Below are 12,545 nucleotides of genomic sequence, written 5' to 3'. Positions count from 1 at the left end.
CTTTCACAAGAATCACAAAAAATTGTATTTTGGCGTAATGATTGAAATTCAAAGAGCTATGAAACGTATTCTGTTTTTATTCCTAATCCTATTTTCTGTTGTTGTAAAAGCGCAACAAACAGATTTTGTGGACTTTAAAAAGGTAGATGCTGTTGTGTTTTTTAATCAGATTCGAATAGATAGCACACTTTATGATTCTTTTGAAGTGCACTTCGATATCCTAAAAAAAACGGATTCTATTTATTTAGACGCTGTGCATATGAAGTTTAAGAATATTGCTTTAAACGGAAAGAAAATCAAATATAAGAACGATGGTAAAAAACTGATTATCTATAAGAAATTCAAGCCTTCGGAAGATAATAAACTGCAATTCTTGTTTTTCGCTTCGCCTAAAAAAGCCATGTATTTTGTAGGTTGGGAGGATGAAGCACGAAATCAAATTTGGACGCAAGGACAAGGGAAGAACACGAGCCATTGGTTGCCAAGTATAGATGATATGAACGATAAAATAGAATTCGATCTTACTTTTGCTGCTCCAAAAGGCTATGAAGTGATTTCTAATGGAAATTTGGTGTTAGAAAATGAGAGTTCCGATTATGTGCTCTGGAAGTACGACATGCAAAAACCAATGTCTAGCTATTTGGCTGCTTTGGTAGTTGGTAAGTATGCTAAAAAAGTAGAAAGCTCAAAAAGTGGTATTCCTTTGGAGATGTACTATTATCCCGAAGATTCACTAAAAGTCGCGCCTACGTATCGATATACTAAAGATATGTTTGATTTTTTAGAAGAAGAAATAGGATTTGCTTATCCGTGGCAGAATTACAAACAAGTTCCTGTGCATGATTTCTTGTATGCAGGAATGGAAAATACGAGTTGTACTATTTTTTCGGATGCTTTTATGATTGACGAAACCGCCTTTGTGGATAAAAACTATGTAAATGTAAATGCCCACGAGCTTGCACACCAATGGTTTGGCGATTTGGTAACCGAAACTTCGGGAACGCATCATTGGCTTCAAGAAGGTTTTGCGACGTATTACGCATTGCTTGCAGAGCGACACGTTTTTGGTGATGACTATTACTATTTTAAATTATATGAATACGCACAAGAATTAGCAGCGCAAGATCGATTAGGGACAAGTACCGAAGTTATGAATGCGAAAGCGAGTAGCTTAACGTTTTATAAGAAAGGAGCAATCGTTTTGCATATGTTGCATGAAAAAGTTGGGGATATCGCTTTTAAAACGGCAGTTAAGAGTTATTTAGAGAAGTATGCATTTCAAAATGTGGAGACAGGTAATTTTATTAATGAAGTTGCGCAAGCAAGCGATCAAGATTTAAGTGCTTTTGTTGCTAAATGGTTACAAGACAAAACCTTTTACTATGAAGAGGTGGAAGCTTCTTTGCAAAGACAGTCTGTGTTTATTACCGAATACCTAATGGTAGATTGTGAAGCGGCTAATGCGAAGTGTGATTATTACTTGATATCAGGGATTTCGGACGAAGCAAAAAGTAAAGTTATTTCTCAAGTGCCAGGAAAAATTACTTCCGAAGTATTTAAAAGCAGTATTAAAGTAAGACAAGAAATAGCGCGAAGTGTAGTAGAAATTCCTTCCGAATTAAAGAAAGATTATGAATCGCTTTTAGAAGATCAATCCTATGTAACTATAGAAACGGCATTGTATAATCTTTGGACTAATTTTCCGAAAGAAAGAAGTGTATATTTAGATAAAACAAAGCGTGTTGTTGGTTTGCCTAATAAAAATGTTAGATTGCTTTGGTTAACCTTATCTTTGGTGACTCCAGATTATGCTGTAGACGAAAAGAAATCGCATTTAGCGGAGTTGATTAAGTATACATCACCAGCATATAATTATGAAATAAGAATGCAAGCTTTTTCTTTTTTAGAATCTTTAGAGATTGTAAACGAAGAGATTGTAAAGCATTATGCGCAAGCAGCACAACATCATAACTGGCGATTAAAAAAGTTTGCAAAAGCTTTTTTTGAAAAGCATAAAGAAAGTATAAAAACAACGAACTAAAAATAATTTAATGCGAGCATTAGTAATATCTGGAGGAGGAAGCAAAGGTGCTTTTGCCGGTGGCGTAGCGCAATATTTAATAGAGCATGAAAAACGCGAGTACGATATGTATTTGGGGACTTCTACAGGAAGTTTGTTAGTGCCTCATTTGGCGTTAAATGATGTTGGTAAGCTGTATGATATGTTTACTAATGTGAGTCAGCATAATATTTTTAGCGTAAACCCTTTTGTGCAGCATAAAAAAGATGGACGCGAGTATGTTTCTATTAATTATATAAACTCTATCTGGCAGTTTATTAAGCGAAAACGCACTTTTGGTGAAAGTAAAAGTTTAAGAAGGCATATCAAGAGAAATTTTTCGGAACAGGAATATAATGCGATTATAAAAAGCGGAAAAGATGTGGTGGTAACAGTTTCTAATCTTTCTAAAAATAGAGTAGAGTATAAGTCTATTAAAGAGTTTAGTTATGAAGAGTTTTGCAACTGGATATGGATTTCGTGTAATTATATTCCGTTTATGTCTTTAGCAAAAGTAGACGGTTTTGAATATGCAGATGGTGCTTTTGGTTGTGTAGTACCTATTCGTGAAGCAGTTAAGCGTGGTGCAACAGAGATTGATGCAATTATTCTAGAGAGTGAAAATATGGAGTACAATAAGGTGCTTGGTAAAAATCCTTTTTCTTTAATGTTGAATTTATTTGGTCACTTATTAGATCAAGTAGAAAAAAGTGATATTGCTATTGGTAAGTTGGCAGCAAAGCATAGAGGTGTGAAACTAAACCTGTACTATACGCCAACAAAACTCACCGAAAACTCTTTGATATTTAGTAAAAAACTAATGACTGCTTGGTGGTTAGATGGCTTTTTGTATGCAGAAGATAAGCATGGAAAAGATTCTAGTACGGTTGCTGTAAAGTATTAATTACAAGATTTAAAACATTTTACTTACTTCGTCTCTTATGTATGATAACCCAGCGTTACTTGGTGGGTGTCCTTCTATCATTTCGGTTAAAATAACTTCGCGAAGTTTGTTGGCCGAATCTGTTTTTTCTAATAAAGTAGCTTTTCGTATTAACTGAATAGTAGCGTTTTTTGAAGCGTTAACAACAATCCAGCATTCCTCAGAAACATATATTTGTTGGGCTAAATTGTGCTCCATTTCTTGTTCAATAGAAGCTATTAGTAAAGATTCGTAATCTTCTTTACTTGATGATGTTGGGTGCACTCTTAACAGTAATTTTGCAGGAACAATTCTTTCTAGGAAAAGTGTTAATCGCTCATACGCTTGCAAGCGAAGTGGGAACGATTCTTTTTGCAATTCTTTATGCATTAAAAAAGTTCTTCGGTTGTTTTCATTTTCTATATGTTCTCTAAAAAATAGAAAAGCAATTGCTCCTGTAACCAAGGCAGGAATGATATACATCAATAGGTTTAAAAGTTGTTGTTCCATAGTTTCAAATATACAATTACAAACATAAGTCGTTTTTTAGAATAGCACAAATTATCTTTCATGGAATGAAAGGGTTCTTTCCATACGCGAAAACGACTGTTCGTTGAATGGTTGTATGTAGTCTTTTTATTACATGGTATTTTGCAGGTGCTATTAATTAGTTATCAGTTAAGTAAATCGTCAGTGAGAAAACAGCCTTTTTTGCTGGCGATTCTTTTTTTAATTGAAAAAGGGGTAACATTTCGTATCGTTTTTGGATATAGAAATAGAAAGCGGATAAAACGAAGCTTTTTTTAATCTTTAAAATTTAAGAATCATGAAGAAAACACTACTATTACTTGCTATGTTCATTGTAAGTATAACACAAGCGCAAACGGTATTAATTCCAAATGGCGGATTTAACGATGCTTTAGATATTGGTTTTTGGTCTGTTGCTTCAGCACCCGCTACCAAATCTTGGTTTAATGGAGGATGCCAATCTATGTTTGTAAATAATTTAGGTAATCCAGCAACAACGATAACCTCTTCCGTTTTTAGTGTTGGGTTATCTGGAGATTATGAGTTAGAATTAGAATATGCAGTTATATATAGTGGAACTGCAGCTATATTTGAGTTAGTAGATACTAATAGTGCAGTTATTAGTGCAACTTCTATAAATACAGTTACAGGTACTTGTACCGATTGGCCAAGTCCTAAGCATAGTTCGTTAGTGTTTGCTAATTTGCCTGCTGGAAATTACCAATTACGAATAACAATTCCTTCTTGTCAGTTTTTTCTAGATGGCGTAGCATTAGGAGCTTATAATCCTATAACGGTAAGTGGTAATGTAAATACTACTGGCTGTACTTATAATAATATGCTGAATAATTTTCCGATTAAAATTACAGACTTAAGTGATAACTCTTCGGCATATACGGCTACCATTAATGGTGTTTATAATTTTATTTTACCAAATACTTCAGGTAATTTTTTAATAGAACCTGTTAATAATGGTAATATAGTTGCTACTCCAAATGGAATTAATTTAACCATTAACTCATCATCTACGTCATACTTAAATAACGATTTCTGTTTGACTAGTAATATTAATGGAGTAGAAGTGCAAGCACAATTAGTAAGTCAAAATTTAGCTAGACCAGGATTTGTTGCTTCTTATGACTTAATTTATGGAAATAATGGAAATATTACAACAGGAAGTGAGTCTCTTGTTTTAAATTTTGATAGCTCTAAACTAGCGTATGTTACTAATTCAGCATCCGTTATACCAACAAGTGTAACAGGCGGGACTATTACTTGGTCTTATAGCAATTTAACACCTTTAGAGTTTAGGAATATTACACTTTCATTTAACGTACTATCTCCTCCTACTGTAAATAGTGGAGACGTTTTAAGCTTTACAGGAAACATTACTCCAATTGCGGATATAAATCCATCTAATAATATTATTAATTTCAATCAAACGGTTGTAAATGGTTATGACCCTAATGATGTATTATGTATGGAAGGGGATGAAATTTCGCCAACCCAAATAGGAGATGATTTAACATACAGAATTCGTTTTCAGAATACAGGAACAGCTTCTGCAGTAAACATTTCGGTTAAAACAGATTTAGATGCGGATTTAGATTGGGCTACGTTTCAGCCAATTTCTGCTTCACATGCGTATACAACGACTGTTGCGAATGGAAATGAACTTACATATACATTTAATAATATAAACTTAGACGATGCAACAACAAATGAGCCAGGAAGTCATGGTTGGATTTTTTATAAAATAAAACCGAAAAGTACGGTTGCAGTTGGAGATGCATTTGACGCTACTGCTAGTATTTTCTTTGATTTTAATCCTGCTGTGGTTACAAATACTTATACTACTACAATAGTGTCACCTGCATTAACCTACGTGCCAGACGATAATTTTGAAGCACGCTTAATTGCACTAGGTCATGATTCTGGTTCTTTGGATGATTATGTGCCAACAGCAAATATAGATGCATTAACCACTTTAGATTTAGAAGATCAAGGTATTGTTGATATGACAGGAATAGAAGATTTTGTAGCATTAGAATTCTTGTATTGCCATACCAATTCTATTGCTACTTTAGACGTTTCTTCCAATATAAATTTAACTACGCTAAATTGTAGTGGCAATGCTTTAACAACTCTAGATGTGACATTAAATCCGAACTTAACGTATTTGTCATGTAGTCAAAATCAGATTTCGAGCTTAACGATTAATAATTCCAGTCTGTTAACAGATTTATTAATTAACAACAATCAATTAACAAGTTTTGATGCTTCTGGTTTTTCTAATTTAATAGACTTTAGATCTGGAGATAACCTGCTAAGCAGTCTTAATGTTAAAAATGGAAACAATACCAATTTTGTTTTATTTCAAGCAGGAAATAACCCAAACTTAAATTGTATTCAAGTAGATGATGCAGCTTGGAGTACAATAAATTGGACCAATGTAGATGCGCAAACGGGTTTTAATGAAGATTGTGCAACAACAGCTTATGATAACTACGAACCTAATGATAGTTTTGCGCAAGCTGTAAATATTCCACTTTGTAATATTTATAATCCTACTATTGGAGAGCCAGGCGATGTAGATTTTTTTACATTCCCTTTAGAGGCAGGTGTTGGTACAGAAGTTATAATAAAAAATATTCCAGTAGGTTTAACCTATAAAGTAACCTTTTTTGATAGTTATCAACAAACAACACCACCATTTTATGTAACTAGTTCCGATCCGTTAACCAGATACGTTTATTCTCCATTGAGTAGCTTCTATTATGTTAAAATAGAAAGTAACAATGCAAACTACAGTGTGCTTCCTTATCAAATAGAAGTATCTAATGCAAATTGTAGTTTAAGTGTTTCTGAAGTATTTAAAAGTAGTTTTAATGCTTTTCCTAATCCAGTAAATAATAGTCTAACTGTATCCATACAAGAAGATGCTAATTATAGTTTAATAACTGTAAATGGGCAAGTTGTTAAACAAGGACAACTTCAAAAAGGAGAGAATACCTTAAACACTTCTAGTCTATCTAACGGTTTATACTTTTTACAAGTAAGAACGAAGGAAGGTGTTTCCACTAAAAAAATTGTAAAACAGTAATTCTAAATTATGAAAACAATTAAAACAGTATTCTTTACTATGTTAATAGCTACTTTTATTAGTAGTTGTGATTCCGACGAAGATAATGATGTCACAACCGTTTGTGATGCTAAGTTTTACACAATGGCTGTAGATATCCCAGATTCATCGGTTGGTGTTTTTGATATTTTTGAATACGAAAAATCCAATGTGCTCTCGACGCCAATGGCGCTTACTTCTGGAAATGCATTAAATAATGCAACAGGAGGACCGTTAAGTGAAATGCTATCTGCTATAAATCCGAATACAGGAGAAATCACATATCAATTTACCTATCATCCAGCTATATTTAAGTACAATATCAATTCGAATACCGTAACGCAAAGTACTTTTAATGGCGGTTATAATTATGAATATTTAGGAAACAGTTTATACTCTATAAAACACACTTATATTGGTTCTAGTGTTTTATCGGATTATACCATAATTGATGCGTCTGGTAGTGCTGTTGGTCAAACAATTCAAAATGTAGATATTAGTAATTCTGGAGCAACTACACTATTGCTATTCAAATCCACATCAAACAATCTAGACAAGCTGTATTATTTAGCGAATACCAAACTTCTTACTTACAATAAAACAACAGATACTTGGAGCGATGATCTTTTAGAAACGTATAATGAAACTACAAATAAGGTTTTTTATAGAAGTCTGGAGTATGTGGATGATAATACGCTTTATATTTTAAAGTCGGACGAGACTATTGCTAGTAGTTATACACTAGAACTTTTAAAAGTAGATCTAAGTGGAAGTGTACCGCAAGTTTCTGTAATAAAAGATTTGACAAACAGTCTTAGTTTGAGTGCGAATACGCTTTTAGCTCCTGGAGGAGATAGACAAATAAATGCTGCTTATGATGCTTGTGATGACAGTTTCTATTTTAATTACACCAATCCATTTACCATGAATTCTATCGTTTTTGAAATTAAACTCATAAGTGATACGGTTAATGAATACCCCATAAATGGCAAGTATTTATACGGCTTAGACATTATAAATTAATTCTATTTAATAAAAATAATAAACATCCCTAATTATGAAATCAATTATAAAAACAGCATTCGTACTAATATTAGCATTATCCTTCTTTAATTGTGATAATGATGATAACAGCGCACCAAATACCAATGTTTGTAACTATCAAGGCTTTTCTTATTTAGACGGAAACAGTAATGATCAAACCATTATACCTGAATCGGAATTAAACACACAGTATTTTCCAAATGCGAGTAACGGACCTTATGGAGCGCCCGGAATTGAAATAGCATCTTTTACGGGAGCTACAACATTATTTTTTACTACAAATGTGATACTGTTAAATGAAACAGGAGTAGGAAGAATGACTATTGATGGAGGAACAGAGCAGTTAGTAACTGTAACATGTCAACGCGCAGGAACAGCAGTAGGTGATGAAATTAGATTAGATGTTGTTAGCGGTAGTATAGAAGTGGAATTCTGTGTTATTATAGATGAAGTTTTATAAAATAAAGTAATATGAAAATACAATTTAAGTACCTCGTTATTGCTATTGGTTTGCTTGTTTTTAATTGTAAAAACGAAAGTAAAACAACGCAATTAGAAAATACAACTATAACCGAAGCTGCCAAGGAGCTAAGTGAAGACGAAAAAAGAGAAATAGTGAAATACTATTTGATTAATGGCAAAAAAATGGCCGAAAAAGATTTTCATGAAATCATCTTTTTAAATGATTTTGTAGATGGCGTAAAAGTAGTTTTTTATGAAGATAGGGATGCTTTTTTTGGAATGAAGTTTTCTGAAGCTTTTAATTATTATAACGCTAATAAAAATAAATAATCTATTATAAAGCACTAAACAGAATATGTTTCCAAAATTATTAGATTTTTCTCTTCCAGATTTCTTGGCAAGCCTTTTTGGTGTAGAACAAGTTACTGTTTATACCTATGCAACTTTAATTGCATTAGGTACATTAATAGCAGCGCTTTATACAAAGAGGAGCGCTAAAAAAGAATTAGGGATTACAAAGCTTTCCAATAGTTTCTTCTATGGGATTTTTGTTGCAGGTTTTGTTGGCGGAAAGTTGTTTTACTATTTACAAGATCCTTTGCCTTACATGCAAAACCCAAGTTTAATGTCTGATAATTTTTCAGGAGGTTTTGTGTTTTATGGATCGTTTGTAGTGATTATTCCTTATGTTATTTGGTATTTAAAAAAGCATAACATTCCCGTTTTACCTATGCTAGATATATTTGCAATCACGACTACTATTGTGCATGCCATAGGTAGAATAGGTTGTTTTGCCGCAGGATGTTGTTACGGAGCGCCAACAGATAGTAGTATCGGAATCATTTTTCCAACAACACATGGTATTTCGGTTCACCCAACACAATTATATGAGGTAGCGCTATTAATAGCTATAATGTTAACGCTATTTGTAATTAAAAAGCACAAACAGTTTAACGGACAAATTTTCTTAATCTATTTAATGCTATATGCTTTTGGTAGAGGTATTCTAGAACTTTTTAGAGGAGATAACAGAGGCTATATTATAGATAACATATTGTCTCATTCGCAATTTATAGGGCTTTGTCTAATAGCAATTGCAGCTTATTTTTATTTTAAATTTTATAAACGAACAAACACTAACTTAATTAATACTTAACATTATGAAAAAACGATTTTTTAAAACAATTTTACCAGTGATGCTGTTAGTATCAGCAGTATTTATAATCGGTGCTGGATGTGGAGATGGTATAAGTGATCCACCACAAGATTTCCAAAATTATTGGCCAGACATAGATCAAGATGGCTATGGCGACGCATCCGTATCTTCTACTTCTTACACAGCTGATGATGTTCCTGTAAACTATATAATGGATAACACCGATTGTAATGACAACGATGCAACTGCATATCCAGGTGCTACAGAAATTCTTGACAATGGTATTGATGAAGATTGTGATGGTTACATATCGATAACCTTATTTGTAGATGCAGATGGAGATGGTTTTGGTAATCCAAACGCAACAGAAGTTGTAGAGTTATTGGTAGGTGAAAGTATACCTAGTGGTTATTCTTATTATGCTGGAGATTGTGGTGACAGTGATGCAAACATAAATCCTTTAGCAGATGAAGTTTTAGGTAATGGAATTGATGATAATTGCGATGGTAATTCAGATATTTTAGAATATTATACAGATGCAGATGGAGATGGTTATGGTGCAGGTGCAGCTTTACCACCACCAGCTTCTGGCGTTAACAATAATATTGATTGTGATGATTCTAATGCAGCTATTCATCCGTATAACATTGAAGTGCTAGATGGCATAGATAATGATTGTGATGGTGTAATAGATGAAAATTAATATATTAAAGCACTAAAACTTTTTTTACTAATTTCATAAACTCCATATCACAATAATTTTCATTTGGATATGGAGTTTTTCTTTTTCTTAATAATTTACCAATTATTTTATAGCTACTGTTTTACGAAGTAACCTCATATGCAGAAATTACGTTTGTTAACATGATAGATAAAAATTTATAAAACCAATATATTTTAATATCCATTTCAAAATGAAAACCATAGTAAAATATATAAGAACACATCTAAAAGAAGATTATAAAACGGATACATACTTCATTTTTTTATCGTTTTTAAGTGTTTTTATCTATATAAATCATGTTACAAATTTTGACCTAAACTTCTTAAGTAAAACTATAAATACTCCGTTACTTGTAATGTTTTATTTTGTATTTTTTGGGTTTGCTTATTACACAACAATAGCAATAATAGTTTTTACAAAATCAGATTATAGTTTTATAAAATCGAGTGGTTTTTGGTTTACAAGTATATTTGCTATTCTATTAGTAAGTTTGCGATTAGGGTTTTTAGAACACTACAAATGGATTTATGAAAATATTGCACCTCAAAAAGCTTTTTTTTATACTAAAATTGCCGCCAGAGCAATGCGTACCATTATTTTTTCGTTCGGAATTTTATTTTTCTATTATCTATTTGAAAAATATAACACCAATTTTTATGGTTTTTCAACAAAAAATGTAAGTTGGAAACCATATTTTTTACTCTTGTTAATCGTTATTCCTTTTATTGGTATTGCATCCTTTCAACCTAGTTTTTTAAATCAATATCCTTTAATTGGTAATACAGGTAACGCTATAAATAAGTTACATGCTTTAGCTATTTATGAATCTGTGTATTTATTCGATTTTATTTCTATAGAATGGTTTTTTAGAGGATTTCTTGTTTTAAGTATGGTTAAAATTTTGGGTTCAAAGGCTATTTTACCAATGGTAGCATTATATGTTTTTTTTCATATAGGAAAACCTACTGGAGAAATTATAGGCTCCATATTTGGTGGTTATATTTTAGGAATTATTTCTTTGCATAGTAGATCTATTATTGGCGGAATCATTATTCATATGGGAGTTGCTTTTTTAATGGATTTAATGGCAATTATTCAAAAATTTGATAATTATTTTTAAAATTTATTATCGTTAAATAAAAAGGACCGTTCCTTGTATCAAATACACGTTTGTTTCAATAGGTCTTCTTATGCGCTAATATAAAAGCTATGTTTGTTTAACTAAATAATTATGAAAACTATTTTTAAAATGGTACTCTTTATCTTATTTTTTACAGTACGTACGGTACATAACACTAATAAAAACCAGACTAACTTACGTATGTTTTAATAGAGATATTACAGATGAAAACTGAAACCTTGAAATACCAAATGGTATGGTGTATAATAATGACGATTGTGATGATAACGATGCTATGATAAACCCGAAAGTAGATGAAATAGTTGGTAATAATATTGACGTAACTGTGATGGTTATGTAGACATTATGGAATATTACACCGATGCAGATGGCGATGGTTATGGAGCAGGTGATGTATTACCACCACCAGCAGTTGGAGTACATAATAATTTAGACTGTGATGATACCAACCCTGAAGTACATCCGTATGCTGTGGAAGTTGAAAATGGTATCGATGATAATTGTGATGGAATAACAGATGAACTTTTTTAAATATTAAAAAAGAATCCATTAAGGGGTAACAATTTCTTTATTATTTTGATATAAGGGAAATGTATAATATTAAAACAAATTAACAATTATGAAAACAACGATCAAAATGCTTTGCCTACTAGTTTTATCTCTAGTATTATTTAACTGCGATAACGATGATGGGGATGCAGACAATCAAGACGATTGTAATTTTGCCGGATTTACTTTTTTAGATACCTCAGACAATACACAAACATTAATCGCGGAATCCGATTTAACCACAGATTTCTATTACACATCTTCTAATGGACCAGAAGTGGAAATATATAAATCTAGCGATCCTGGAAATTTTTGGTTTGTAACATTAGTTGTAACAGATGGAGCAACAGGAGGAGGACAATTAAGTGTTAATGGTACCATTTATAATGTAAATGTTACTTGTCAAAGAGCAGGTAATGCCATAGGTGAAGAATTTAGATACGATATTACTGGATTAGGTTTAGAAGCAGAGTATTGCGTAATTATTGACTTATACCATTAAAATAATATGAAAACACAAATTAAGTATCTAGTTCTTTGTATTGGTATGCTTGTTTTTAATTGTAAAGATGAAAATAAAACAGAACAATTAGTAAGTAAAACGAAGGTGGAGACAAAAAAAGAGGAAACAAAACAACTAAGTGAAGACGAAAAAATAGAAATAGTAAAATTCTATTTAAAGAACTACGCTAATAAACCTATAGAGTTTAAGGAAATTGTTTTTTTAAAGGACTCTTTAAATAAAGTGAAAGTGATTTTAAATAAAAAATTTAAAGCTACACAAACATTCAAGTTTTCGGATGCATTACGATTTTATAATGCTAAAAATAAATAATAAC

At 32.0% G+C, this 12,545-nt stretch carries 13 protein-coding genes; 12 read left to right on the top strand and 1 reads right to left on the bottom strand.

The window, feature by feature from the left end; genetic code table 11:
• Positions 1 to 37: 37 nt before the first annotated feature.
• Both AMD28_RS00585 and AMD28_RS00580 read left to right on the top strand, forming a co-directional pair.
• Complete coding sequence (locus tag AMD28_RS00585) at positions 38 to 2,041, top strand: M1 family metallopeptidase (protein WP_241492409.1); 2,004 nt, start codon at positions 38 to 40, stop codon at positions 2,039 to 2,041.
• A gap of 10 nt (positions 2,042 to 2,051) precedes the next feature.
• Positions 2,052 to 2,963, top strand: a complete 912-nt coding sequence (locus AMD28_RS00580) for a patatin-like phospholipase family protein (RefSeq protein ID WP_055442224.1) — start codon at positions 2,052 to 2,054, stop codon at positions 2,961 to 2,963.
• Between the two features lie 9 nt (positions 2,964 to 2,972).
• Here AMD28_RS00580 and AMD28_RS00575 read toward each other — a convergent pair whose 3' ends face one another.
• Positions 2,973 to 3,491 (bottom strand): DUF7935 family protein, encoded by a 519-nt coding sequence (locus AMD28_RS00575; RefSeq protein WP_055442223.1) that lies wholly within the window; start codon positions 3,489 to 3,491, stop codon positions 2,973 to 2,975.
• A 316-nt stretch (positions 3,492 to 3,807) separates the two neighbouring features.
• Here AMD28_RS00575 and AMD28_RS00570 point away from each other — a divergent pair, with 316 nt between their 5' ends.
• The 10 genes from AMD28_RS00570 to AMD28_RS00525 all read left to right on the top strand — a co-directional run bounded on the left by AMD28_RS00570 (position 3,808) and on the right by AMD28_RS00525 (position 12,541).
• Positions 3,808 to 6,612: a DUF7619 domain-containing protein gene (locus AMD28_RS00570; RefSeq protein WP_055442222.1), complete on the top strand. Its 2,805-nt coding sequence runs from the start codon at positions 3,808 to 3,810 to the stop codon at positions 6,610 to 6,612.
• Positions 6,613 to 6,621: 9 nt separating this feature from the next.
• Positions 6,622 to 7,653, top strand: coding sequence for a hypothetical protein (locus AMD28_RS00565; protein ID WP_055442221.1), 1,032 nt, complete (start codon positions 6,622 to 6,624; stop codon positions 7,651 to 7,653).
• Between the two features lie 34 nt (positions 7,654 to 7,687).
• Positions 7,688 to 8,134 (top strand): hypothetical protein, encoded by a 447-nt coding sequence (locus AMD28_RS00560; protein WP_055442220.1) that lies wholly within the window; start codon positions 7,688 to 7,690, stop codon positions 8,132 to 8,134.
• An 11-nt stretch (positions 8,135 to 8,145) separates the two neighbouring features.
• Entirely contained in the window at positions 8,146 to 8,466 is a 321-nt protein-coding gene (locus AMD28_RS00555; protein ID WP_055442219.1) for a hypothetical protein, read from the top strand.
• 25 nt (positions 8,467 to 8,491) lie between these two features.
• Positions 8,492 to 9,292 (top strand): prolipoprotein diacylglyceryl transferase, encoded by an 801-nt coding sequence (locus tag AMD28_RS00550; protein WP_055442218.1) that lies wholly within the window; start codon positions 8,492 to 8,494, stop codon positions 9,290 to 9,292.
• Between the two features lie 4 nt (positions 9,293 to 9,296).
• On the top strand, positions 9,297 to 9,995 hold the full coding sequence (locus AMD28_RS00545) for a putative metal-binding motif-containing protein (protein WP_083478204.1): 699 nt from the start codon (positions 9,297 to 9,299) through the stop codon (positions 9,993 to 9,995).
• Between the two features lie 211 nt (positions 9,996 to 10,206).
• Positions 10,207 to 11,136 (top strand): CPBP family glutamic-type intramembrane protease, encoded by a 930-nt coding sequence (locus AMD28_RS00540; protein WP_055442216.1) that lies wholly within the window; start codon positions 10,207 to 10,209, stop codon positions 11,134 to 11,136.
• Between the two features lie 366 nt (positions 11,137 to 11,502).
• Positions 11,503 to 11,688: a putative metal-binding motif-containing protein gene (locus AMD28_RS00535; RefSeq protein WP_055442215.1), complete on the top strand. Its 186-nt coding sequence runs from the start codon at positions 11,503 to 11,505 to the stop codon at positions 11,686 to 11,688.
• Between the two features lie 88 nt (positions 11,689 to 11,776).
• Positions 11,777 to 12,208 carry a hypothetical protein gene (locus tag AMD28_RS00530; RefSeq protein ID WP_055442214.1) on the top strand — a complete coding sequence of 144 codons (432 nt, stop codon included), beginning with the start codon at positions 11,777 to 11,779 and terminating at the stop codon, positions 12,206 to 12,208.
• Between the two features lie 6 nt (positions 12,209 to 12,214).
• Positions 12,215 to 12,541, top strand: a complete 327-nt coding sequence (locus AMD28_RS00525) for a hypothetical protein (protein WP_152975506.1) — start codon at positions 12,215 to 12,217, stop codon at positions 12,539 to 12,541.
• The last annotated feature ends 4 nt before the right edge of the window (positions 12,542 to 12,545 follow it).

It is taken from the genome of Lacinutrix himadriensis (assembly GCF_001418105.1).
GTDB lineage: Bacteria > Bacteroidota > Bacteroidia > Flavobacteriales > Flavobacteriaceae > Oceanihabitans > Oceanihabitans himadriense.
This window is presented reverse-complemented; position numbering and strand designations above follow the sequence as displayed.

Excerpts from the sequence above, each read along its gene's own strand:
- AMD28_RS00585 (WP_241492409.1), top strand. The coding sequence starts at position 38 with ATGATTGAAATTCAAAGAGCTATGAAACGTATTCTGTTTTTATTCCTA.
- AMD28_RS00580 (WP_055442224.1), top strand. The coding sequence starts at position 2,052 with ATGCGAGCATTAGTAATATCTGGAGGAGGAAGCAAAGGTGCTTTTGCC.
- AMD28_RS00575 (WP_055442223.1), bottom strand. The coding sequence starts at position 3,491 with ATGGAACAACAACTTTTAAACCTATTGATGTATATCATTCCTGCCTTG.
- AMD28_RS00570 (WP_055442222.1), top strand. The coding sequence starts at position 3,808 with ATGAAGAAAACACTACTATTACTTGCTATGTTCATTGTAAGTATAACA.
- AMD28_RS00565 (WP_055442221.1), top strand. The coding sequence starts at position 6,622 with ATGAAAACAATTAAAACAGTATTCTTTACTATGTTAATAGCTACTTTT.
- AMD28_RS00560 (WP_055442220.1), top strand. The coding sequence starts at position 7,688 with ATGAAATCAATTATAAAAACAGCATTCGTACTAATATTAGCATTATCC.
- AMD28_RS00555 (WP_055442219.1), top strand. The coding sequence starts at position 8,146 with ATGAAAATACAATTTAAGTACCTCGTTATTGCTATTGGTTTGCTTGTT.
- AMD28_RS00550 (WP_055442218.1), top strand. The coding sequence starts at position 8,492 with ATGTTTCCAAAATTATTAGATTTTTCTCTTCCAGATTTCTTGGCAAGC.
- AMD28_RS00545 (WP_083478204.1), top strand. The coding sequence starts at position 9,297 with ATGAAAAAACGATTTTTTAAAACAATTTTACCAGTGATGCTGTTAGTA.
- AMD28_RS00540 (WP_055442216.1), top strand. The coding sequence starts at position 10,207 with ATGAAAACCATAGTAAAATATATAAGAACACATCTAAAAGAAGATTAT.
- AMD28_RS00535 (WP_055442215.1), top strand. The coding sequence starts at position 11,503 with ATGGAATATTACACCGATGCAGATGGCGATGGTTATGGAGCAGGTGAT.
- AMD28_RS00530 (WP_055442214.1), top strand. The coding sequence starts at position 11,777 with ATGAAAACAACGATCAAAATGCTTTGCCTACTAGTTTTATCTCTAGTA.
- AMD28_RS00525 (WP_152975506.1), top strand. The coding sequence starts at position 12,215 with ATGAAAACACAAATTAAGTATCTAGTTCTTTGTATTGGTATGCTTGTT.